Genomic DNA, 21443 nt, shown 5'->3' with positions numbered 1-21443 from the left:
CCTCGCGCCACGACAAGCAGCGCGCCCATCGGTACTTAATAGCACGCGTGAACAAGATCGCGCAGTGCCAGAATCCGGGTCAAGCGGAGACGCTCGATTCTGGATCAATCATGCGGCGGCAGCGTAGCGGCAGTTCAGAGCGCACCCGTCCGACTCGAACCGCTGTGAAGCGTGCGCCACCCGCCGCAGGCAGTGGCGAAGGCGTCGGAAGACCGACAGACGATCTGCGTGCACGTTGTGCAGTATCACGCATACGGTACGCAGTCATGGCATCGCGTGGAAGATCGAAGTTGTGGCAGTACTGGGGCTACATCGTCCTGGCAGTGCTTCTCTTGTCCCTGGGCAACAACGCGGTCGGTCCGGGCCTCTACGCCGTTCTCGTCGGCCTACTGATCGCCTTCGTCCTCTTCCAAGCGCCCGTATACTGCGGCGCGATCAACCGCAAGCGCGTTGGCGTGGTCGAGTTCTGCCGCAACAACTCGACAGGGCTGGTCCTGGGATGTCACCTCAGGCAGCACAAGTGGCAGAAGTTCGGGCGTGACTGGTGGTCTCTCGGATGGCGGGAGAAGACGAGGGGCATCTGGACCGGGGCGTCAGCGAAGCTCGCAACGGTCAGCGGCATCGTCGGCACGGTCACGGGGATCATCGGCGTCTTCAAGTAGCCCCTCCTGCCTAGCGCGGCACGCCTGTCTTCAGCAAGATCAACGGGCGCAACTCCGGCACAACCGAGGGTGAAAAGGGCTGTCAAACGATGGTAGGCAGCGTGAACAGGCGCGCTGCTCAGCAGCTCGATCCGCACGATCTCGGCACATACTCGTGAGACCGGCCGGATTCAGGGTTCGAGTCCCCGGAGGCTTGAGCCGAAGTTCAAGATCATGCCGTAGCCAGGCCGTCGAAGGGCAACCGGAAGCGACCATCGTTGACCACCACCACGGTTCTGCCCGCGGGTCAGAGGGGGTCTTGCCCGTTTGATGGACTATGCACCCTGACCTAGATCAATACCGCTGGAAGTAGCGCTTCGCCGGGACTGCGGCCCGCGCGGCAGGTGATACAAAATCTGAACATGTTCAAAGAGTGGTCGGCTGGAGCCTGGCTGTTGATCGGGCTGGTCGGATCGGTGCTGCTTCGCGGAACCCTGTGGGTGATCACGACCCTGAATTTCGCCCCGCTCCTCGGGCCGGCCCACATGCTGCTGATCTCGGCACTCGGCCGCACCGCCGGCACGGGGATCTGGCTCGGTGACATCGTCGCGTCTTTCCTGTTCGCCGTCGCGACAGGTGTTGCCTGCCACGGACTGCGCAACGACCGTGCGTGGGCCCGGTGGTTGGGAGCCTGGTTGGCCCGCTTCTACGTGGCTTTGAATGCTGGGTCCGCCGCCGGCGGTGCCGTGCTGGTCTGGGTCTGGGGCCGGGTGGACCGGTGGCTTGTCTTCTTACTCGTCCTGTACGTCGTCTCGTTCGGCGTCGCGGTCATGGCCGCTCGGCAACCGAAGGCGCACCGCAGGGCTGCACCGGTCGACACAATTTCCGCAGGGGGAGTGGTGACGCGCCGCGACTAGACGCAGACCCAGCAGTAGAGCCGCTCGTCGCGGGCGGTCGCCCGCCGGGCCAGACCAGCCAGCTCGACCAGGGCCTCGGCCACTATCGACGGCTCGGCCAGCCCTCGGAACTCCTCGGTCTCCGACCACGACACCGCCGCCTCGTGAAGACGGCTCTCCGTGACGTCGGCCAGCGCGGCGCGCAGCTCGTCGGTCAGCGAGACGACCAGCACCTCGCCGTCGCGCCGGACCGCGACGGCGTGGCCCTGCCTGAGGTTCCGCGTCACGACGTCGTAGTCGACGCCGCTCAGGATCGCCTCCAACATGCCGAGCTGCACGACGGGTTCGATGCCCTTCAGCTCGACGACCTCGAAACCGGGAGCGGACGCGGCGCGCGGACCACCCAGGACGTCGGCGGCCGTGGCCGCCGCCTCGTCGCTGGGGGCGGAGAAGTAGTCACAGAGGATGCCCACGGCGCGGATGATGCCAGCCGGGGCCGACACCGAGGGCCGGTCTACAGGTCCCGCACGGCGACCGTCTGGCCACCGCTCTGCTCACCTGTCGGCCGGAAGCCCAGCTTGAGATAGAACGCCTCCGGGCCGCCGGGGCGGGGCTCCCAGGTGACATACGCCCGGTCGCCGCCCCGGGCCCGGATCTCCTCGCACACCGCCTCCACCGCGAACCGGCCGTACCCGTGGCCCTGCGCGTCGGCCGCGATGTTGAGTCGCCAGAGACCGGCCCGCAGGTCGTCCGGGTTGTCGCCCCACGGGATGTCGAAGAATGCCATCAGGAAACCGACCAGCCGATCACCGTCGTAGACCAGCCTCGGCCAGGCGTGCTCGGGGAAGACGTACGCCTCGGCCAGCGACTTGACCACCGGCGCCACCAGATCCTCCTGGTCGGGGCGTACCGATAGCGCGAGGGCCGCCTCGTAGTTGTCGGGGGTGATCTTCGCCAGCCGCATGCGGCGCAGCGTAGCGAGCATGGTGCGCGCCAGGCCAGGAGGTTATTGATCTGCCGAAAGGTACCGCGTGGTACAGTACGGTACATGACGACGATGACGCTACGAGAGTTTCGCGACGGCGTTGGTCGCGTGCTGGAAGCGGTCGAACGCACCGGCGAGCCCGTCATCATCACCAAGTACGAACGACCCGTCGCCGTGCTGGTAGGCATCGACGAGTGGGAAGAGATCGAGGCGTTTCGGGACCGTCGGGACTCGGAGGTGATCGCTCGGTCCCGCGCGGACGGTCAGTTCGTGCCGCTTTCTGCTGCCCTGGAGTCGCTCGGGGTCGACCCGAAGGAGGTGGAGGCCCTCCTGGCCGACCGGGCACGGTGAGGCGGCATGAAGGTCCAGATCGACCGTGACGTGCTGGTGTGGTTGCACAAGCAGCCGCGGAACATCTTCCTCACTGTCCTGAGCGCGATCCTTGGTTTGATTTCCGATCCGCGCCGCAAAACTCCACCGAGATGCGTGACGGATCTGGGCGTCGTCTGCGCGTCGGTGACTACCGGGTGCTCTATCGCCTCGATGGCGACGACTTGACCATCCACGCCGTCGGACACCGGAAAGACGTCTACTCCTGATCCGCTCGTGTCAGCCCGGATGAGTTGATGGGCTGCGATCTTTGAATCCGAGTCAGGAGAACGGGAACCCAGTGGTTGCCGTACCGGTGTTGGAGGTCCGGCAGCCGCCAGTCGTCGCCGGTGACGACCCGGCGGCAGCGCGCCGCGCCGCATCCGCACGCCATCGCGAAGTCGGCGGTGCCGGTGCTGGTGGCGTAGTCGTTCGTCAGTTCCTCGCCGGCCGCGACGGCCCGGCGGGTGACCAGGGTGAAGGGCGCGTCCCACCACAGGTTCGGGTCGCAGCCGTGGTTGCCCTTGCCGTTGGGGCGACCGGGTGGGAGGACCAGATGCCGGTCCTCCCACACCGTGATGGTGTCGATGTAGAGGCGGTCCGGCCGGGCGAACAGTTCGCGCAGCTCCTCGTCGGTGACGAGTCCGCCACCGAGCCGGGACACCGCCGTCCCGGCGGGGATGGGGGCACGGGCGAACAGGCCCTCACCCGCGATCCCGGACGGACGGACCTCGACGTCCGGGTGAAGCCAGCAGTCCGGTTCCGGAGCGTTCCACACCTGTCCACCTTCGCCCTGCGGCCCCGGCATCTCAAGACGCGGGAGCGTCAGTCCTCGTCCCCTGGCCCTGCTGAGCAGGAGGCCGGGCGACGAAGGATCAGGCCGGGGCGACGAAGGATCAGGCCGGTCGGCGTACCCGGTAGGCCAGGTGGGTGACGCCGACGCCCTCGACCACCCGGAACGGCCCGTCGAACTGCACCGGCGCGATCCCCAGCCCGGAGAAGAACGGGATCCCGTCGCCGAGCAGCACCGGCACCAGGTCGACGTGCACCTCGTCGAGCAGCCCCGCCTCCAGCACCTGCCGCGCGATCGTCCCGGCGTTCACGACGACCTCGTTGCCGCCCGCCAGGGCGCGGGCCCGCTCGACCGCCCGCTCGATGCCGTCGGTGACGAACACGAACGACTCACCTTCGGGCGCCCAGCCCGCCGGCACGTGGTGGGTCACCACGACCACCGGCATGTCCAGCGGGTGCCGGCCGCCCCAGCCGCCTGTCAGGTCGAACAGCGTGCGGCCGACGACCAGCGCGCCGGTGCGCTCGGTCAGCGCCCGGATGTGTGCGGCGCTGGCCGCCGACGTCCGGAACGTCATGTCGGGGTTGGCGGTCGGCACCGCCACGTCACCGTTGCCATACCACTGGAAGAGGTGGTCGAAGCCGCCGTGCGACGCGTCGGCGACGTAGCCGTCCAGGGACATGGTCGCGCCGGTGGTCACCTTGCTCATCGTGTGCTCCTCGGGTCGCATCAACCAGCCTTCACCCGGGGTAGAAGCCGACCGGGCGGTTCTCGACATTCCGGCCGGAAGAAGTTCACCGGCGGGGTCGCAGCCCGTCGAGCGCGGTGACGACCAGGCGGTCCGTCCAGTCGGTCGTGAGCGGCCCGGCGCGGTGGAGCCAGCGCTGGAACAGCGGGCCCCAGATCAGGTCCACCGCCACGTCGAGGTCGACCTCCTCGGCGAGTTGTCCGGCCCGCTGGGCGCTGCGCAGGCGCTCGCGTTTCGCCTCCCGCAGCGGCCCGTCCAGCCGTTCGGCATAGGTCGCCGCCAGCTCGGGGTCGTGCGCGATCTCGGTGGCCAGCGCGCGCATCGGAGGCTCGTACCGGGGATCGGTCAACTCCGCGACCGTGGCGCGGAGCACGCCGGTCAGGTCGGCTGCCAGGTCGCCGGTGTCCGGGAGTCGTACTGGCTCACCCTCGGCGCCTTCGCTGAGCATGAGGAACGCGTCGAAGACGACAGCGCCCTTGGACGGCCACCAGCGGTAGATGGTCTGTTTGCCGACGCCGGCGCGGGCGGCGATGCGTTCGATGGTGACCTTTGCGTACTCGACCTCCTGCACCAGGTCGAAGGCCGCGGTGAGGATGGCGCGGCGGGAGGTCTCACTCCGGCGGGCCGTGTTCGGCGGCGTCATGTGGGGTACCGTACCAGCGAGACGGACCGTCTCGTCTCATCAAACGAAGGGAAACACCGACATGCGGACCTGGTTCATCACCGGCGCCAGCCGCGGCCTGGGTCGCGCGTTCGCCGAGGCCGCGCTCGACCGGGGTGACCGGGTGGTCGCCGCGGCCCGGACCGTCACCCCTGACGACTTCGACGCGCGGCACGGCGACCGGCTGCTCACCCTGACCCTCGACGTGACCGACCGGGCGGCCGTCTTCGCCGCCGTGGCCACAGCGGTCGAGCATTTCGGGCGGCTCGACGTCGTCGTCAACAACGCCGGCACCCTGTCCATGGGCATGATCGAGGAGTTCACCGAGGCCGAGGCGCGACGCCAGTTCGAGGTGAACCTCTTCGGCGCGCTCTGGGTCAGCCAGGCGGCGCTGCCGCACCTGCGCGCCCAACGGTCCGGCCACATCGTGCAGGTCTCCAGCATCGCCGCCCTCGGTGGCTTCCCGAGCACGGGTATGTACAGCGCGAGCAAGTTCGCCCTGGAAGGCATGAGCGAGGCCCTGGCGATGGAGGCGGCGGCCTTCGACGTCAAGGTCAGCATCGTGCAACCCGGGGGTTACTGGACCGACCTGTACACCAGCGTCAGCGCCACCACCCCGCTGGACGCGTACGCGCCGCTCCGTGCCGAGCTGGAGCGACAGTGGGCGGCGGACTCGGTCGACAGCGAGCCCCGGCTGGCCGCCGAGGCTCTGCTGCGACTCGTCGACAGCGACGACCCGCCGCTGCGGCTGCTGCTCGGGAGCATGGTGTACGACCTGGCGTTCGACATCTCCCGTCGGCGGATGGACACCTGGGCGCGCTGGGAGCGGGTCAGCCGCGCCGCCGAGCACGCGGTCCCCGCCCCCGGCACGGCCTCCTAGAGCGCGTACGTCTGCGCCACCGCCAGCATCTCCGAGGTGTGCGAGCCGACCACGCCCACGGTCGCCGGCCGCTGCCGGAAGCCGGGCAGCGCGGACAGCCCGTCGCTGGCGTCCATCGCGCGCAGGTTGACCGTGTCGGCCGAGGTCGTCACCGTCAGCGTCACCTCGACGCCCTCCGGCGGCGGGGCGTGGAACACGATGCCGAAGCCCCACCGGCCGTCGCGCGCCTTGACCGGCACGTCCCGCCCGGCCACCGAGGCGGACCGCACGGTGGCGGTGCGCGTGTCCACGTGCAGCGTGAGCAGCCGTACCGTCCGCTGCGGCGTGACCCGCACCCGCAGCACGCGCTGGTCGCCGTTGCGGGTGTCGGAGAGCGTCTCCAGCTTCGGCGCGGGCAGCGAGGCGGCGGGGGCCGGGCCGGCCCGCAGCTCGCCGTCGCCCAGGCCGGGGAAGTCGTCGGCCACCGAGATGGTGCGGTCGACGTAGCGGTCGGTCCAGGGCTGCGGAATGTCCTCGTGGCTGAGCCAGGCCGCCTTCTTCGAGCCGGCGTCCAGCGCGTACATCAGGTGGGTGGGCACCGGGTGCGCGGCGTCGAAGCGGTCGACGGCCAGGCCGACCCCGGCGAGCACCACCGCCGCCACGAACGCCGCCCCCGCCGGCAGCGCGCCGAGGCGGCGGGCCCGCAGCGCCAGCATGCCCCGCTGGCCGCCGGCACGCGGGTGCAGCAGGTCCACCACGGGCAGCAGGGCCAGGCCGAGCAGCACCGCGACCAGTGCGGCCACCGCGCCCATGCCCATGCCGAGCGCCGGGAACAGCAGCACCACCGGGGGCAGCAGCACCACCACGGCCACCGCGCCGGCCAGCGTCACCGCGACCACCGGCCACGGGCCGTCCAGGCGGGTGGCCAGCGCCGCGAGGCCGGCGGCGGCGCCGGCCAGCGCCGGCAGGGTCGTCAGGTACGCCCCACCGGGTACGAGCACGGCGAGCAGCACGCCGAACAGGGCCAGCCAGAGCAGCCCGCCGAACGCCAGCGCGGCCGGGCCGACGCGGCGGCGCAGCAGCGCGTACCAGCAGAGGAGCACGGTGGCGGCGAGCGCCACGACGGCGAGGCGGTACCAGACCGGGCGGTACGGGTCGAGCAGCTCCGCGTACCCGGGTCGGATCGTGGTGATCGCGGCCCAGAGCAGCCAGGCGGCCAGCGGGGCCACGACGACCGGCGCCAGGGCCAGCCCGGCGCCGGCGGCGAGCGTGCCGACGGTGGCCCGGCCCCGGCGGCGCAGCAGCCAGCCGAGCGCGCCCACCGCGAGCAGCGCGGCCACCGCCAGCGGCACTGTCAGCCAGCCGGGGTAGCGGACCAGTCCGCCCGGCACCGGGAAGTAGGTGTCGTCGTGGCCGGCGCGCAGGTCGCCCAGGTCGGTGCGGCCGAACTCGCGGGCCAGGCCCAGCGCGTTGTCGCCGTGCATCTGGAGGCTGCCCCGGTCCATCCGGGCCGGCACGTCCAGCGGCGTGTGGTAGATCGCCCCGCCGTCGATGTAGGCCGAGTTCAGGCCCACGAAGCGCGCGTCGCCGAACGCGGTGAAGTCGGTGTCGTTGGGCAGCGCCCGGTAGATCTCCACCGCGAAGGAGGTGCCCACCGGGTGTGGCGCGGCCCGGCCGAACACGTCGACCAGCTTCGCGTTGTTCCGGGACGTCTCGAACATGATCACCGGGCCGGTGGAGCCGCGCGCCTCCAGGTTGAGCACCACTCCGCCGTCGGCGGCGAGCGGATGGTCGGCGGCGAAGCCGGCGGCGCCGCAGAGGCACGCCTCCTCCGCGTCGGTGAGCACGAAGACCACGTCGTTGCGGGGGCGCGGGCCGGTGGTCAGCGCGCGGGCCACCTCCAGGATGGTGGCGGTGCCGGCCGCGTCGTCGTTGCCGCCCGGCCCGGTCTGCACCGAGTCGTAGTGCGCGACCAGGAAGACCTTGCCGGTCGGGTCGGTGCCGGGGAGCCGGGCCACCACGTTGCGGACCCGGGCCAGCGTCGCGCCGCCGGCCGCGCCGGACAACTGCCCGGCCTCGGGCGCCACCGCGTCCTGCACCTCGGTCTCCAGGCCCAGCCCGCGCAGCGTGCCGACCAGGTGCTCGCGTACCCGGTCGTTGGCCGCGCTGCCGGCCACGTGCGGCCGGGCCGCGATCACCTGGACGTTCCGGTACGCCCGGGCGGCGCTGAACTCGCCGGCCGGCGCGCTGGCCGGGCGCGGCGCCGGGGTGGCCAGGGTGACCAGGACGCCCGCCCCGACGGCGAGCAGCGCGACCAGCGCGGCGACGGCGGCGGGCAGCCGGCGGCCTGGCTTGGCGAACGCCCGGTCGGCGGGGCGGATGGGGGGTGCGCCCACGGGAACTCCTCGGGGGTGGATCTACGGGGGTGGGCATCATCCTGCACCCCCACCGGGCGCGGCGGCACTCCCGGTCGGTGCGCTGCCGAACTGGCAGCGCTCCCGCGTAACATCGGGGGTCGGCCGCGTCGCTGTCCGGGTGAACGGGCTCACCCAGCCGCCTGTGCCGACGGCGGTGGTGTGGGGTGCGACCGTTTGTCTTAGCCTGGATCGCCCACGGCACTCGGAAGGAGTCCGACATCACCAGCGACCTCCCGCGACTCGCGGCGGTGGCCCGGCCGCACCGGGGGACCGACGCTCCGGGTGCCGCCGTCCTGCCCCGGGCCGGCGCGGGGCTGTCCGGCGGCCTGCCGCCCGGCGAACGGCTGCGGGTGCTGCTGGTCGAGGACGACGAGGGCGACGCCTTCCTGGTCGGCGAGCTGCTCGCGGAGACCAACTCGATGATCGACCTGCTGGTCGCGACCAGCCTCAGCGAGGCCCGCCAGCGGGTGATGGGCGTCGACTGCGTCCTGCTCGACCTGGGCCTGCCCGACGCGCAGGGCCTGGACGGGCTGCGCCGGGTGCTGGAGATGGCCAGCGGCGCCGCGGTCTGCGTGCTGACCGGCCGTTCCGACGAGCACCTGGGCATCGTGGCGGTCGCCGAGGGCGCGCAGGACTACCTGGTCAAGGGGCAGGTCGACGGCGTGCTGCTGACCCGGGCGCTGCGCTACGCGGTGGAGCGCAAGCGCGCCGACGTGAACGCCCGCCGGCTGCGCGAGGTGGAGCTGCGCCAGGCCGAGTCCGCCCGCCTGGAGCGCGGCCTGCTGCCGCAGCCGCTGATGACGACCGACGAGGTGTCGGTGCACACGTTCTACCGGCCCGGCCGGCACGCCGCGCTGATCGGCGGCGACTTCTACGACGTGGTGCAGACCCGCCCGGACCGGATCGACCTGATCGTCGGCGACGTCTGCGGCCACGGCGTGGACGAGGCCGCGCTCGGCGTCGAGCTGCGCGTCGCCTGGCGGGCGCTGGTGCTGGCCGGTGTGCCGGACGACGAGGTGCTGCCCGCGCTGGAGCAGGTGCTGATGAGCGAGCGCCGGCTCCAGGAGATCTTCGCGACCGTGGCCACCATCCGGCTCGACCTGGGATCGGCGCGGGCCACCGTGCGACTCGCCGGCCACCCGCCACCGCTGCTGCTCAGCGGCGGTAAGGTCGCCCCGGTGCCGGCCAAGGGCGGGCTGCTGCTCGGCGTCCGGCCCCGCCGTCCCGTTGCCTTCGACCTGGAGTTCGACACCGATGACTGGTCCCTGCTGATGTACACCGACGGCCTCATCGAGGGTCGGGTCGACGGTGGCGACGAACGGCTCGACGTGCCCGGCCTGACCGACCTGCTCGCCGACCCGGCCAACCGGGCGGTGCCGCTGTCCGAGCTGCCGGCCTGGCTGGTCGGCCGTGCCGAGCAGATCAACGGTGGCCCGCTCGCCGACGACGTGGCGATGCTGCTGGTGACCCGCGGCGGAGGACGATAGATGAAGGCGTACCGGCAGGGGTGGACGCTGCGGCGGCGGGTGGTCGCGCTGCTCGGCGTGGTCCTCGCGCTGCTGCTCGGGCTGGCCGCCGCGGAGGCGGCGGTCGCCGCGAAGAACCGGCAGAACATCGACGCGGTGCTGCTCAAGACCGGCCCGCTGCGGGTCCAGGCGCAGGAGCTGATGAGCGTCCTGCTGGACCAGGAGACCGCGGTACGCGGGTACGCGGTGAACGGCGACCGCAACGACCTGGCCCCCTACCAGGAGGGCGTGCGGCGCGAGCAGGAGTTGATCACCTCGATCCGCGGCCTGTCCGCCGGCTACCCGGACGTGCGCCGCGAGGTGGACGTGGTCGAGCGGCAGACCACGCAGTGGCGGGCCCAGGTGGCCGAGCCGGTGATCGCGACCACGGAGCGCAGCGGCCCGGCCGCCGGCCAGGCGCTGATCACCGACCGGACCCGGCAGCAGTTCGACGGGATAAGAGCCTCGATCACCACGCTCCAGGACGAGATCCTCACCGTCCGGCAGGAGACCGCCGCCCGGGTCAACTCGACGAGCAACGCGCTGGTGGTGCTGCTGATCGTCGCGGCGCTGGTGGTGGCGGTGGCCGGCGCGGTCATGCTGCTCTCGCTCGACCGGATCCTGATCCGCCCGCTGGCCGCGCTGGTCGGGCAGGTGCGGGAGGTGGCCGAGGGCGACTACCAGCACCGTATCGAGGGGTCCGGCCCGCCGGAGTTCCGTCGGCTCGCCGACGACATCGACCAGATGCGCCAGAAGATCGCCCAGGAGCTGGACGAGGTACGCCAGGCCCGGGAGCGGATCGAGTGGGTCAACGACCAGCTCCAGAAGCAGGCCGAGGAGTTGACCCGCTCCAACCGTGACCTGGAGCAGTTCGCGTACGTGGCCTCGCACGACCTCCAGGAGCCGCTGCGCAAGGTGGCCAGCTTCTGCCAGCTCCTCCAGCGGCGCTACGCCGGGCAGCTCGACGAGCGGGCGGACCAGTACATCGCGTTCGCGGTGGACGGCGCGCAGCGCATGCAGCGGCTCATCAACGACCTGCTCGCGTTCTCCCGGATCGGCCGGCTCACCACCGGCTTCACCGAGGTCGACCTGAACCGGGTGATGGGTGACGTGGCCGGCCAGACCGAGGCGGCCCGGCAGTACGCCGACGCGGAGCTGACCTGGGACGAGATGCCGACGATCCGCGGCGAGGAGCCGTTGCTGACCAACCTGCTGGTCAACCTGGTGAGCAACTCGGTGAAGTTCCGCCGCCCCGACGTGCCGTCGAAGGTGCACGTGTCGGCCCGGCTGGTCGACGGCGAGTGGGAGATCAGCTGCCGCGACAACGGCATCGGCATCGAGCCGGAGTTCGCCGACAAGATCTTCGTGATCTTCCAGCGGCTGCACTCCAAGGACGCGTACCCGGGCACCGGCATCGGGTTGGCGATCGTCAAGAAGATCGTGGAATACCACGGCGGCCGGGTCTGGGTGGACACCGACGTCGAGGAAGGCACCACCATCCGGTTCACGCTGCCCGCGCTGGAGGCCGACGTCGAGGCCGCGAAGGCGGCCGCGGCGGCGGAAGCCGAGACCGCCGAGGCCGCCGAGGCCACCCCGGTGGACGTCGCCCGGCAGCCGGACGGCGCGGCAAGCGAGGAGCCGCCCGCGGCGGCGGACCGGCACGATACCAACGGTGGCATGAAGGAGACGGTGGGATGACCGCGCCTGCGGACGGCAAGAGCCCGATCGAGGTCCTGCTCGTCGAGGACGATCCGGGTGACGTGCTGATGACCCAGGAGGCGTTCGAGGAGCACAAGCTCCGCAACCGCCTGACGGTCGTCTCCGACGGCGCCGAGGCGCTGGCCTACCTGCGCCGCGAGGGCCAGTACACGGACGCGGTGGTGCCCGACCTGATCCTGCTCGACCTGAACCTGCCCCGCCGGGACGGCCGGGAGGTGCTGGAGGAGATCAAGAAGGACGAGCACCTCCGCCGGATCCCGGTCGTGGTGCTCACCACGTCGCAGGCCGACGAGGACATCCTGCGCAGCTACCAGCTGCACGCCAACGCCTACGTGACCAAGCCGGTGGACTTCGAGCGCTTCATCTCGGTGGTCCGCCAGATCGACGAGTTCTTCGTCAGCGTGGTCAAGCTGCCGCCGCGTGGCTGACCCGCTGCTGGACGACGTCGCCGCGCTGCTGCGGGAGGCCGCGGCCGAGGTCGTGGTGCCCCTGTTCCGCCGGCTCGACCCGTCCGACATCTCCGAGAAGGCGCCCGGCGAGGTGGTCACCGTCGCTGACCGGGAGGCCGAGAAGCTCATCTCCGACGGGCTGCGGCGGCTGCGCCCCGGCTCGGTGGTGGTCGGTGAGGAGGCCGTCGCGGAGGATCCGGGCCTGCTCCGGCACCTGCGCGGCAGTGGTGACGTCTGGCTGGTCGACCCGGTCGACGGCACCTCCAACTTCGCCGCCGGCAAGCGGCCGTTCGCGCTGATGGCGGCGTTGCTCACGGACGGCGTACCGGTGGCGTCCTGGGTCTACGACCCGCTGGACGGCACGATGGCGGCCGGCCGGCTCGGCGCGGGCACCCGGCTGGACGGCACGCCGGTGCTGCCCACCCGGCCGGTGCCGGAGGTGGGCGCGTTGCGGGGGACCGCGATGACGAGGTTCCTGCCGGCCGACTTCCGCCGCGACGTCGAGGCCGGTGGCCGCCGGATCGGCGAGCTGTTGCCCGGCCAGCACTGCGCCGGCCGGGAATACCTGGACGTGCTCACCGGCGCGCAGCAGTTCGTGCTGTTCTGGCGCACGCTGCCGTGGGACCACACCCCCGGCACGCTGCTGGTCCGGGAGGCCGGCGGGGTGGCCCGCCGCTTCGACGGCACCGACTACCACCCGGCCGACGAGGGCCGGGGCCTGCTGGTCGCGGCCAGCGAGGAGATCTGGGACGAGGTGTACGCGGCGCTGCTGGCGAGCTGAGCAGCGCTCCGCGACCCCGTCGGCACGCTGCGTCGACGTCGCGTGTCCGGCGCGGTCACCGGCCTGGCGTGGCGCGCGCGGTCCGGTATCGTGACCGGCGGTCGACGGAAGGACCATCACGTGCCCAGGACCAGGCTCACCGGCCGGCGCGTCCGCCGGTCGCTGCTCGCGCTGCTCGCCGCGACGGCCGTGCTGCTCGGCGCCGGCCTCGCCACCGCCGGCCCGGCCGCCGCCGCGCCCGGCTCGAACGCCCCGGACGAGGGTGGCAGCAAGAAGCTCCGGGACGCGCTGGAGGCCGCGGCGAAGGGCCACATCGAGGCGAAGAACCGGCTGGACAACTCCAAGCGCCGCCAGACCGCGCTGGCCGCCCAGCTCAAGGACATCGAGGCGCGCCTCGTCGGGCTGACCGCCCAGGCCGGCGAGGTGGCCGTGCAGTCCTACCGGCAGGGCCGGCTGACCCCGGCGTCGATGCTGCTGGCCAGCTCCGGGCCGGACGACTTCCTGCACCGGGCGGCCGAGCTGGACATGATGGCCCAGCGGGACAGCAAGCGGCTCCGTGACCTGGCCGACGCGAAGGCCGAGGCGAGCGAGTCGAAGCTGGCCCTCGACGCCGAGGTGCGCGAGCAGCAGAAGCAGCTCGCGGTGCTGGCCCGGAAGAAGAAGGACGCCGAGGTGGCGCTCGCCAAGGTCAGCTCCGGCGCCGGCTCCGGGTTCAGCGGCGGCTCCTCGTCGGCCAGGCCGGCACCGCGCAACTCGGACGGGTCATGGCCGTCGGAGTCCTGCTCGGTGGACGACCCGACGCCGGCCAGCGGGTGCATCACGCCGCGCACGCTGCACATGCTCGAGCAGGCCAAGGCGGCCGGCTACAAGCGGTACGCGTCCTGCCACCGCAGCGGCGGCGGTGGCGAGCACCCCAAGGGGCGGGCCTGTGACTTCGCCGCCGCCACCAACGGCTTCGAGGACAAGACCGCCACCGGCGGCGACAAGTCGTACGGCGACAGCCTCGCCAGCTGGGCGAAGAACAACGCGAGCCGACTCGGCATCATGTACGTGATCTGGTATCGGCAGATCTGGATGCCGAACACCGGCTGGCGGGCGTACAGCGGGGGCGGCAGCCCGGCCGCCGACCACACGAACCATGTTCACATCTCGATGTACTGACCCGGACGACCAGGAACGCCGCGTACCCTCGCCACGGTGAGCAGCACATCGTCCGACATCGTCACCGCGCCGGCGACCGCCGGGCCGACCCCGCCCCGGGCCCTGCCGAACGGGCTGGCCGCGTTCCTGGTCTTCCTCTCCAGCGGGGCGGTGCTGGTGCTGGAGACCGTCGCGCTGCGCCTGGTCGGCCCGTACGTCGGGGTGACGCTCCAGGTGACCAGCTCGGTCATCGGCATGGCGCTGGCCGCCATCGCGTACGGGGCGTGGATGGGCGGGTGGCTCGCCGACCGGCGGGACCCGCGCGCCCTGCTCGCCCCGGCGCTGGTACTGGCCGGCATCGCCACCGCGGTCACCCTGCCCATCGTCAGGTACGCCGGTGAGGTGCTGCGCGGCGGCGCGGCCAGCGCGGTGCTGCTGCTGACCGCGTTGACCGTGCTGCTGCCGGCCGCGCTGCTCGCCGGGATCACCCCGCTGGTGGTGAAGCTCCAGCTCGCCGACCTGCGCCGCACCGGGCAGGTGGTCGGCAAGCTGTCCAGCATCGGCACGCTCGGCGGCATCACCGCCACGCTGGGCACCGGCTTCATCCTGGTGGCGGCGCTGCCCAGCTCGGTGATCGTGCTGGCGTTGGCCGCGGTGCTCGGCGTGACCGGGCTGGTGCTCGGGTTCTGGTTGCGGCGACGCTCCGGCGCGGCGCTGTCCACGCCGGGCCGGGCCAAGGCGGCGCTGGCGCTGATCGGGCTCGCCGCCGCCGGGCTCAGCGCGGCGGCGCCGAACCCGTGCGACGTGGAGACCGCCTACCACTGCGCCCGGGTCGAGGCGGCTCCGGACCGGACGGACGGGCGCACGCTCTACCTCAACTCGGCCCAGCACTCCTACGTCGACCTGACCGACCCGAGGCACCTGGAGTACGCGTACACCCAGTGGATCGGCCTGGTCGCGGACGTGGCACGGCCGCCGGGGGAGCGGATGGACGCGCTGCACCTGGGCGGCGGCGGCTTCACCGTGCCGCGCTACCTGGCCGCCACCCGGCCGGGCACCGACAACCTGGTCTTCGAGGTCGACGGCGGCCTGGTCGACCTGGACCGGCGGGAGCTGGGCCTGGAGACCGGGCCGGAGCTGACCGCCCGGGTGGGTGACGCCCGGGTGCTGCTGCGCGCCGAACCGACCGACAGCCGGGACTTCATCGTCGGCGACGCGTTCGGCCACCTGGTGGTGCCGTGGCACCTGGCCACCCGGGAGATGGCCGCCGACATCCGCCGGGTGCTCCGCCCGGACGGGATCTACGTGCAGAACGTCATCGACTATCCGCCGGACCGGTTCATCCGGGCCGAGCTGGCCACCGTCTCAGCCGTGTTCGACCACGTCGCGCTGATCGCCCCGCCGGGCGCGATCGCCGGCCGGCAGGGCGCGAACTTCGTGATCGTCGCCTCGGACGCGCCGCTGCCGCTGACCGCGATCCCGGCCGGCCTGAAGCCGCTCCCCGAGCCGGCCGAGCTGCTCGACGAGGCGGCGACCGCCGGGTGGATCGGGGACGCGCGGGTGCTCACGGACGATTACGCCCCGGTGGACCAACTCCTCGCGACCGCCTGAACGGGTGACTTTCCTGACCGATTCCGACCGCTCAGGTGTAGCGGGGGCCACTTCGGGCAACTGCACCGACCATGGGTGGACCGGTCAGGAACGGCGTGCAACTGCTGGGTGAGCGGTACCGCCTGGTCGAGCAGTTGGGCGCCGGCGGCATGTCGGTGGTCTGGCGCGGCTACGACGAGGTGCTCGGCCGGCAGGTGGCGGTCAAGGTGCTCGCCTCCCGGCTCGCCAGCGACAAGGCGTTCCGGCACCGGATCCGCGTCGAGGCGCAGGCCGCCGCGCGGCTCTGCCACCCCAACATCACCAACGTGTACGACTACGGCGAGTCCGTCCAGGTCGGGCTGACCGTGCCGTACGTGGTCATGGAGCTGGTCGACGGCGGCCCGCTCAGCAGCCGGCTCGGCCGGGACGGGCAGCTGCCCTGGCGGGAGGCGCTGACCATCGGCGCGGAGGTCGCCTCGGCGCTGGCCACCGCGCACGCCCGGGGCGTGGTGCACCGGGACGTCACGCCCGGCAACGTCATGCTCACCGCGACCGGCGTGAAGGTCGTCGACTTCGGCATCTCGGCGCTGGTGGGGGAGAGCGACAAGGGGCCGGACGGCGCGTTGCTCGGCACGCCCGCCTACCTGGCCCCGGAGCGGCTGGACAACGGCCACGTCTCGCCCGCCACCGACATCTACGCGGTCGGCCTGCTGCTCTACCGGATGCTCACCGGCCGGCTGCCGTGGCAGGCCAGCACCACCACCGAGATGCTGCGCGCGCACATGTACCACGACCCGGACCCGATGCCGCCGGTGCCCGGCCTCCCCGGCCAGGTCGCCGACCTGGTCCAGCGGTGCCTGGCGAAGCGCCCCGAGGACCGCCCGCCCACCGCCGAGGTGGCCCGTACGCTCGCCGAGGCGGTCGGGATCGCGTCGATCGTGCCGGTGTCACCGGCGTTCGGCGGCATCGACCCGGCGCTGATGGCGAACGCCGGCACCACGATCCTGCCCTGGTCGGCGGCGACCGACGCGGTGCCGTACTCGGCGATCCGCACCCGGACCCGGGGCGCGGTGGCGCGGCGGCGCAAGGTGGAGGCCGGGGTGGCCGCCGCCGGGCTGATCGCGGTCACCGCCACCATGTGGGGGCTGACGTCGCGGAGCCCGGCCAGCGGCGGGGTGGAGCCGACCGAGGCGCGGATGGGCCTGCCCGAGCCGGTGCCCTGCGCGGTCGACTACTCGCTGCGTCGCGACACCGGTAGGGACTTCTCCGCCGAGCTGACACTGACCAACACCGGCACCCGGGAGATGCGCGGCTGGACCATGAGCTTCAGCTTCCCCGGCAAGCAGGCGATCACCACGGCCCGGCCCCCGGTCCGCCAGGTGGGGCGCACCGTGTCGGTGGCGGCCCCGACGCCCGACGCGACGCTGGCGCCGGGTGCGTCGACGAAGCTCACGCTGAGCGGGCGCTACACCGGGAGCAACACGCTGCCGGTGGAGTTCAAGCTCGGCAACAGCGCCTGCGGGGTGCAGGTGTCCGGCATCGCCGGCTCGGTGCCGGTCACCACCGCGCCGAAGACGACCAAGGCGCCGGCCAAGCCGGTCGCCAAACCGGCCGCCAAGAGCGAACCGGCCAGGGCCAAGCCGGCGCCGAAACCCAAGGCCGAGCCGAAGCCGAAGCCCAAGGGCAAGGGCGGCAAGGAGAGCGGTAAGGGAAAAGGGAAGTGAAGCAGCCGAAGGGGGGTGGGCACGGCAAGGGCAAGGGCAAGGGGCCGAAGGGCTGACGGTCAGGTCAGCGCCGCGAAGCGCTGCACCTGGGTGATGCTGCCCTCCACGATGAGCACGCTCTCCGGCGCCAGCACCGTCTCCGGCCCGGCGTAGCGGAACGGCTCGCCGGGCAGTTTCGCGCCGACCACCATCACCCCGTACCGGTCCTGCGGGGACAGTTCGTGCAGCGCGCGTCCGACCAGCGGCGCGGGCACCCGCACCTTGGCGATGGCGAAGTCGTCGCCGAACTCGATGAAGTCGAGCATCCGGCTGACGATCAGGTGCGCGACCCGCTCGCCGGTCTCCGCCTCCGGGAACACCACGTGGTGCGCGCCGACCGAGTGCAGGATCTTGGCGTGCTTGTCCGAGGTGGCCCGTGCCCAGATCTGCGGGACGCCCAGCTCGGCCAGCGCCAGCACGGTGAGCACGCTCGCCTCGACCGACGCGCCGATGGCGACCACCACCCGGCCGAAGTCCGCCACGCCGAGCTGGCGCAACGCCGTCTCCTCGGTGGCGTCGGCCTGCACCACCCGGTCCAGCTCCGTCGACCAGCGCTGGACCCGGGCCGGGTTCCGGTCGATGGCGAGCACCTCGTGGTCGAGGCGCGCCAGTGAGGCGGCGAGGTGGTAGCCGAACCGGCCCAGGCCGATCACGACGACACCGGTGTCGTCCGCGTGTCTAGCCGACAATGGGTTGCTCCTCCGGGTAGCGGTACAAACGTCGCCGGGTGTTCAACGCGATGGCCGACCCGAGCGTGAGCGGGCCGACCCGGCCGACGTACATGAGCGCGGTCAGCACGTACTGGCCGGGCGCCGGCAGCCGCTGGGCCAGGCCGACCGTCAGACCGGTGGTGCTGAACGCGGAGGTGACCTCGAAGAGCGCGGCGTCGAAGCGTACGTGCGCGGTCAGCGCGATCAGCCCGACCGTGCCGCCGGCCACCAGCGCCACGCTGAGCAGGGCGACCGTCACCGCCTGCCGCTGGCTGGCGGAGGCCACCCGGCGGTGCCCGACCGTGGTGTCCGGTTCGCCGCGCAGCTCCGCCCAGATGGCGAAGCCGAGCAGGAAGAACGTGGAGACCTTGATGCCGCCGGCGGTGCTGGCGCTGCCACCGCCGATGAACATCAGGCCGATGAGCATCGGGTAGCTCTCCTCGGTGAGCCGCCCGACGTGGATCACGTCGAAGCCGCCGGTGCGGCTCAACGCGATCTGGGTTAAGGCCGCGAGCGCCTTGCCCGCCACGTCGAACGTGCCGATCGTGGCCGGGTTGGTCCACTCGGCCAGCAGCAGGTAGCCGAAGCCGGCGGCGGTGAGCACCACGCTGCCCCAGACGGTGAGCTTGGTGGCGACCGCCCACCGGCCCGGTCGCCGCCACTCCCGGGACGCCTCGAACAGCGCCGGGAAGCCGAGCCCGCCGATGATCGCGCCGACGCTGAACGGCAACGCCACCCACGGGTCCCGGGCGAAGGCGACCAGCCCGTCGGAGTAGAGCGCGAAGCCGCCGTTGTTGAACGCCTGGACCGAGTGGAACACGGCGTACCAGAGCGCCCGGCCCGGTGGGTAGTCGTAGGCCAGCCAGAAGCGCCCGCCGACCACGAGGGTCATCAGCGCCTCGGTGACGAAGACGGTGGCCGCGATGCGGAGCAGCAACCGGCGCACGTCGCCGAGGCCGAACTCGGCGGTCTCGGCCTGCACCAGCAGCCGGTTGCGCAGTCCGAGCTGACGGGAGACCGCCAGGATCAGCAGCGACGCGCCGGTCAGGATGCCGAGGCCGCCGAGCTGCGTGAGCACCGTGATCATCACGAGCCCGAAGTCGGTCCAGTAGTTCGGGGTGTCGGTCACCGCCAGGCCGGTCACCGAGACCGCCGACGTGGAGGTGAACAACGCGGTCTCGAACGGCGTCCAGCGCTGCGCGTTGGTGGCCCAGGGCAGCATGAGCAGGCCGGTGCCGACCAGGATCACCGCCAGGAATCCGAGCGGCACCAGCCGGACCGGCTTCCGGAGCAGGCGGCGCACCAGGTCATCTTCCGTCCGGAGATTCACCGGCAGGTCAGGAACCGACCAACTGGACGTCAACCACGCCGGGTCTGCTGTGCGTACCCCTCGACGACAGGAGACGGCGTTGCGACGTACCCTTTCTGCCCTCGGCGTGGCCGGCGCGCTGCTCGCGGCCGCGGCCGTGGTGGTGCCGGCCGTGGCCGCCCAGGCCGGCCCGGAGCCGCGCGCCGAGCGCCCCCGCGCGACCCAGCGACCGATCGTGATCGGTCATCGGGGCGCGAGCGGCTACCGCCCGGAGCACACCCTGGAGTCCTACCGGCTCGCCATCCGGCAGGGCGCCGACTTCATCGAGCCGGACCTCGTCTCGACGAAGGACGGCGTCCTGGTGGCCCGGCACGAGAACGAGATCTCCGGGACGACCGACGTGGCGGCCCACCCCGAGTTCGCCGCCCGCCGGGCCACGAAGACCATCGACGGGGTGGCGGTGACCGGCTGGTTCACCGAGGACTTCACGCTGGCCGAGCTGAAGACGCTGCGCGCCAAGGAGCGGCTGCCCCAGGTGCGGGTGACCAACACGGCGTTCGACGGCAGGTTCGAGATCCCCACCTTCCAGGAGGTCGTCGACCTGGCCCGGACCGAGTCGAAGGCGCGCGGCCGGACCATCGGTATCTACCCGGAGACGAAGCACCCGAGCTACTTCGCGTCGATCGGGCACGCGCTGGAGGAGCCGCTCGTCGCGGTGCTCCGCCGGAACCGGCTGACCCACCGGAACGACCCGGTGTTCATCCAGAGCTTCGAGACCGCCAACCTGCGCAAGCTCGACAAGCTGACCGACGTGCGGCTGGTGCAGCTCATGGACGCGACCGGCGCGCCCTACGACTTCACCGCGGCCGGCGACCGCCGGACCTACGCCGATCTGGCCACCGCCGCCGGCCTGGCCTGGGTCTCCCGGTACGCCGACGGCGTCGGCCTGAACAAGAACCTGATCGTGCCCCGCGACGCCACCGGTCGACTGTCGGCGCCGACCTCGGTGATCCGTGACGCGCACCGGCTCGACCTGGTGGTGCACGCCTGGACGTTCCGGGCCGAGAACCAGTTCCTGCCGGTCGACTTCCGGCTCGGGGCCGACCCGAACGCGCGCGGTGACATCACGTCCGAGTACGAACTCTTCTTCGACCTGGGCCTGGACGGCGCGTTCGCCGACCAGCCGGACACGGCGGTCGCCGCCCGCGCCGGGCGCTGACGCCCAGTCGGCTCGTTGGCTGATCGGCTCGTTGAGGGCGCCCGCGTCGCGCGGGCGCCCCGACGCGCGTTCTGCGCGTGTTCGGCGTGCGTTCGGTGCGTGTTCGGCTGGCGGGAGGGCATCGTTCGCGCATCGTCGGAAGGTGGAAGATGGCGCTCGGGACTGCCACCTGTCCCCCGTCGGGAAGCCCTTCGCTCTGGTGCCTTCAGAGCTGAGAGCAGAAACGACTCAGGCTGCGCGGCCCTGCGGTCGTGACCTCGTCGCTGCCGCGGATGCGGCTTCCCAAAGGATCCTCGGCGGTGGTTCTGTCATGAGCCAGGGTGCGGCGTCGGGCCACGAGGATCGGCGGGTGAGTCGGTGCTGCCATCAGCTCCAGAGGCGGCGGAGAAAGTGGCCCGCGTGGTGCCTGGCAACTTGATGGTGAGAATGAGTCGCTCCCGAGCCTGGTCATCGGCGCGGCGCGGCGGTCGGCTGAGGTGCGTTCGTGTTCGCCCCGGACCCGTGGGTGGCGCTTGCCGCTCAGCGTCGGGCCAGCGTGGCGGTGGTGGCGGGGCGGGCCGGCGTGGGGGGCGGTGGCGGGAGCGTGCGGGCTGGTCGCCCCGGTCGTCGGCTCGGCGTGGATAGCGTGACTCACCTACGCCATCAAGTTGCTAGGGAGTCGGGGGCTATCGGGCCGGGGGCTCGGCGACGTAGGTGCCGCGACCGGGCTGGCCGGTGATCAGCTCGCGATCGTGCAGCAGGGACATCGCACGGTAGGCCGTGTTGATGTGGACGCCGTAGGTCTCGGCAAGCTCCCGGGTCGCGTGGGCGATCTGCCGGGAGTGCGGGCGGAGGTGACTGGCGCTCACCATTGGCAAAGCGGCGCAAGAAACGGACATATGCCTCAATACTG

At 72.1% G+C, this 21443-nt stretch carries 21 protein-coding genes and 1 pseudogene; 13 read left to right on the top strand and 9 right to left on the bottom strand.

Annotated features, from left to right (window positions below; genetic code table 11):
* Positions 1–266: 266 nt before the first annotated feature.
* The gene (locus ACH495_RS08000; RefSeq protein WP_396856968.1) at positions 267–662 is read left to right on the top strand and encodes a hypothetical protein; all 396 of its coding nucleotides are present in this window, start codon (positions 267–269) and stop codon (positions 660–662) included.
* Between the two features lie 401 nt (positions 663–1063).
* On the top strand, positions 1064–1558 hold the full coding sequence (locus ACH495_RS07995) for a hypothetical protein (RefSeq protein WP_396856967.1): 495 nt from the start codon (positions 1064–1066) through the stop codon (positions 1556–1558).
* Here ACH495_RS07995 and ACH495_RS07990 read toward each other — a convergent pair.
* Positions 1555–2010, bottom strand: a complete 456-nt coding sequence (locus ACH495_RS07990) for a hypothetical protein (RefSeq protein WP_396856966.1) — start codon at positions 2008–2010, stop codon at positions 1555–1557. The genes ACH495_RS07995 and ACH495_RS07990 overlap by 4 nt on opposite strands.
* Before the next feature lie 41 nt (positions 2011–2051).
* The gene (locus ACH495_RS07985) at positions 2052–2501 is read right to left on the bottom strand and encodes a GNAT family N-acetyltransferase (RefSeq protein WP_396856965.1); all 450 of its coding nucleotides are present in this window, start codon (positions 2499–2501) and stop codon (positions 2052–2054) included.
* Between the two features lie 84 nt (positions 2502–2585).
* On the opposite strand from ACH495_RS07985, the gene ACH495_RS07980 reads away from it, so the two are divergent.
* Both ACH495_RS07980 and ACH495_RS07975 read left to right on the top strand, forming a co-directional pair.
* Positions 2586–2873, top strand: a complete 288-nt coding sequence (locus ACH495_RS07980) for a type II toxin-antitoxin system Phd/YefM family antitoxin (protein WP_396856964.1) — start codon at positions 2586–2588, stop codon at positions 2871–2873.
* Between the two features lie 6 nt (positions 2874–2879).
* A pseudogene (locus tag ACH495_RS07975) lies at positions 2880–3121 on the top strand (type II toxin-antitoxin system RelE/ParE family toxin).
* On the opposite strand, the gene ACH495_RS07970 reads toward ACH495_RS07975, so the two are convergent.
* The 3 genes from ACH495_RS07970 to ACH495_RS07960 all read right to left on the bottom strand — a co-directional run bounded on the left by ACH495_RS07970 (position 3112) and on the right by ACH495_RS07960 (position 5072).
* Entirely contained in the window at positions 3112–3669 is a 558-nt protein-coding gene (locus tag ACH495_RS07970; protein WP_396856963.1) for an SET domain-containing protein, read from the bottom strand. The pseudogene ACH495_RS07975 and the gene ACH495_RS07970 sit on opposite strands and share 10 nt — an antisense overlap.
* A 118-nt stretch (positions 3670–3787) precedes the next feature.
* On the bottom strand, positions 3788–4390 hold the full coding sequence (locus tag ACH495_RS07965; RefSeq protein WP_396856962.1) for a dihydrofolate reductase family protein: 603 nt from the start codon (positions 4388–4390) through the stop codon (positions 3788–3790).
* An 85-nt stretch (positions 4391–4475) separates the two neighbouring features.
* Positions 4476–5072: a TetR/AcrR family transcriptional regulator gene (locus ACH495_RS07960; RefSeq protein ID WP_396856961.1), complete on the bottom strand. Its 597-nt coding sequence runs from the start codon at positions 5070–5072 to the stop codon at positions 4476–4478.
* A 61-nt stretch (positions 5073–5133) separates the two neighbouring features.
* Between ACH495_RS07960 and ACH495_RS07955 the strand changes: the two genes are divergently transcribed.
* A complete protein-coding gene (locus tag ACH495_RS07955; RefSeq protein ID WP_396856960.1) occupies positions 5134–5970 on the top strand; it encodes an SDR family oxidoreductase in 837 nt (278 codons plus the stop codon).
* Here ACH495_RS07955 and ACH495_RS07950 read toward each other — a convergent pair.
* Positions 5967–8345, bottom strand: coding sequence for a M28 family peptidase (locus tag ACH495_RS07950; RefSeq protein WP_396856959.1), 2379 nt, complete (start codon positions 8343–8345; stop codon positions 5967–5969). The two genes, ACH495_RS07955 and ACH495_RS07950, sit on opposite strands and share 4 nt — an antisense overlap.
* A gap of 269 nt (positions 8346–8614) precedes the next feature.
* On the opposite strand from ACH495_RS07950, the gene ACH495_RS07945 reads away from it, so the two are divergent.
* From ACH495_RS07945 to ACH495_RS07915, 7 genes are all read left to right on the top strand, one after another.
* Positions 8615–9853, top strand: coding sequence for a PP2C family protein-serine/threonine phosphatase (locus ACH495_RS07945; protein ID WP_396857332.1), 1239 nt, complete (start codon positions 8615–8617; stop codon positions 9851–9853).
* A complete protein-coding gene (locus ACH495_RS07940; protein ID WP_396856958.1) occupies positions 9854–11569 on the top strand; it encodes an ATP-binding protein in 1716 nt (571 codons plus the stop codon).
* Positions 11566–12018: a response regulator gene (locus ACH495_RS07935; protein WP_107161837.1), complete on the top strand. Its 453-nt coding sequence runs from the start codon at positions 11566–11568 to the stop codon at positions 12016–12018. The genes ACH495_RS07940 and ACH495_RS07935 overlap by 4 nt, the downstream gene beginning before the upstream one ends.
* Positions 12011–12820 (top strand): inositol monophosphatase family protein, encoded by an 810-nt coding sequence (locus ACH495_RS07930; protein WP_396856957.1) that lies wholly within the window; start codon positions 12011–12013, stop codon positions 12818–12820. Before ACH495_RS07935 ends, ACH495_RS07930 begins: the two co-directional genes overlap by 8 nt.
* Before the next feature lie 120 nt (positions 12821–12940).
* Positions 12941–13981 (top strand): coiled-coil domain-containing protein, encoded by a 1041-nt coding sequence (locus ACH495_RS07925; protein ID WP_396856956.1) that lies wholly within the window; start codon positions 12941–12943, stop codon positions 13979–13981.
* A 36-nt stretch (positions 13982–14017) separates the two neighbouring features.
* Positions 14018–15571 carry a fused MFS/spermidine synthase gene (locus ACH495_RS07920; RefSeq protein WP_396856955.1) on the top strand — a complete coding sequence of 518 codons (1554 nt, stop codon included), beginning with the start codon at positions 14018–14020 and terminating at the stop codon, positions 15569–15571.
* Between the two features lie 71 nt (positions 15572–15642).
* Positions 15643–17274 (top strand): serine/threonine-protein kinase, encoded by a 1632-nt coding sequence (locus ACH495_RS07915; protein ID WP_396856954.1) that lies wholly within the window; start codon positions 15643–15645, stop codon positions 17272–17274.
* A gap of 59 nt (positions 17275–17333) precedes the next feature.
* Here the strand turns inward: ACH495_RS07915 and ACH495_RS07910 are convergent, their stop codons facing one another.
* Together ACH495_RS07910 and ACH495_RS07905 are read right to left on the bottom strand one after the other, a co-directional pair.
* Positions 17334–18002: a potassium channel family protein gene (locus tag ACH495_RS07910; RefSeq protein WP_396856953.1), complete on the bottom strand. Its 669-nt coding sequence runs from the start codon at positions 18000–18002 to the stop codon at positions 17334–17336.
* The gene (locus ACH495_RS07905) at positions 17992–19326 is read right to left on the bottom strand and encodes a TrkH family potassium uptake protein (RefSeq protein ID WP_396856952.1); all 1335 of its coding nucleotides are present in this window, start codon (positions 19324–19326) and stop codon (positions 17992–17994) included. Before ACH495_RS07905 ends, ACH495_RS07910 begins: the two co-directional genes overlap by 11 nt.
* A gap of 106 nt (positions 19327–19432) precedes the next feature.
* On the opposite strand from ACH495_RS07905, the gene ACH495_RS07900 reads away from it, so the two are divergent.
* Positions 19433–20551: a glycerophosphodiester phosphodiesterase gene (locus tag ACH495_RS07900; protein WP_396856951.1), complete on the top strand. Its 1119-nt coding sequence runs from the start codon at positions 19433–19435 to the stop codon at positions 20549–20551.
* Positions 20552–21216: 665 nt separating this feature from the next.
* Here the strand turns inward: ACH495_RS07900 and ACH495_RS07895 are convergent.
* The gene (locus tag ACH495_RS07895; protein WP_396856950.1) at positions 21217–21399 is read right to left on the bottom strand and encodes a GntR family transcriptional regulator; all 183 of its coding nucleotides are present in this window, start codon (positions 21397–21399) and stop codon (positions 21217–21219) included.
* Positions 21400–21443: the final 44 nt, after the last annotated feature.

The organism is Micromonospora sp. NPDC018662 (assembly GCF_044391475.1).
Taxonomy (GTDB): domain Bacteria; phylum Actinomycetota; class Actinomycetes; order Mycobacteriales; family Micromonosporaceae; genus Micromonospora.
The sequence above is the reverse complement of the archived record's forward strand: the minus strand, read 5'-3'. Positions and strand labels throughout refer to the sequence as shown.

Excerpts from the sequence above, each read along its gene's own strand:
- ACH495_RS08000 (WP_396856968.1), top strand. The coding sequence starts at position 267 with ATGGCATCGCGTGGAAGATCGAAGTTGTGGCAGTACTGGGGCTACATC.
- ACH495_RS07995 (WP_396856967.1), top strand. The coding sequence starts at position 1,064 with ATGTTCAAAGAGTGGTCGGCTGGAGCCTGGCTGTTGATCGGGCTGGTC.
- ACH495_RS07985 (WP_396856965.1), bottom strand. The coding sequence starts at position 2,501 with ATGCGGCTGGCGAAGATCACCCCCGACAACTACGAGGCGGCCCTCGCG.
- ACH495_RS07980 (WP_396856964.1), top strand. The coding sequence starts at position 2,586 with ATGACGACGATGACGCTACGAGAGTTTCGCGACGGCGTTGGTCGCGTG.
- ACH495_RS07965 (WP_396856962.1), bottom strand. The coding sequence starts at position 4,390 with ATGAGCAAGGTGACCACCGGCGCGACCATGTCCCTGGACGGCTACGTC.
- ACH495_RS07960 (WP_396856961.1), bottom strand. The coding sequence starts at position 5,072 with ATGACGCCGCCGAACACGGCCCGCCGGAGTGAGACCTCCCGCCGCGCC.
- ACH495_RS07955 (WP_396856960.1), top strand. The coding sequence starts at position 5,134 with ATGCGGACCTGGTTCATCACCGGCGCCAGCCGCGGCCTGGGTCGCGCG.
- ACH495_RS07940 (WP_396856958.1), top strand. The coding sequence starts at position 9,854 with ATGAAGGCGTACCGGCAGGGGTGGACGCTGCGGCGGCGGGTGGTCGCG.
- ACH495_RS07935 (WP_107161837.1), top strand. The coding sequence starts at position 11,566 with ATGACCGCGCCTGCGGACGGCAAGAGCCCGATCGAGGTCCTGCTCGTC.
- ACH495_RS07915 (WP_396856954.1), top strand. The coding sequence starts at position 15,643 with ATGGGTGGACCGGTCAGGAACGGCGTGCAACTGCTGGGTGAGCGGTAC.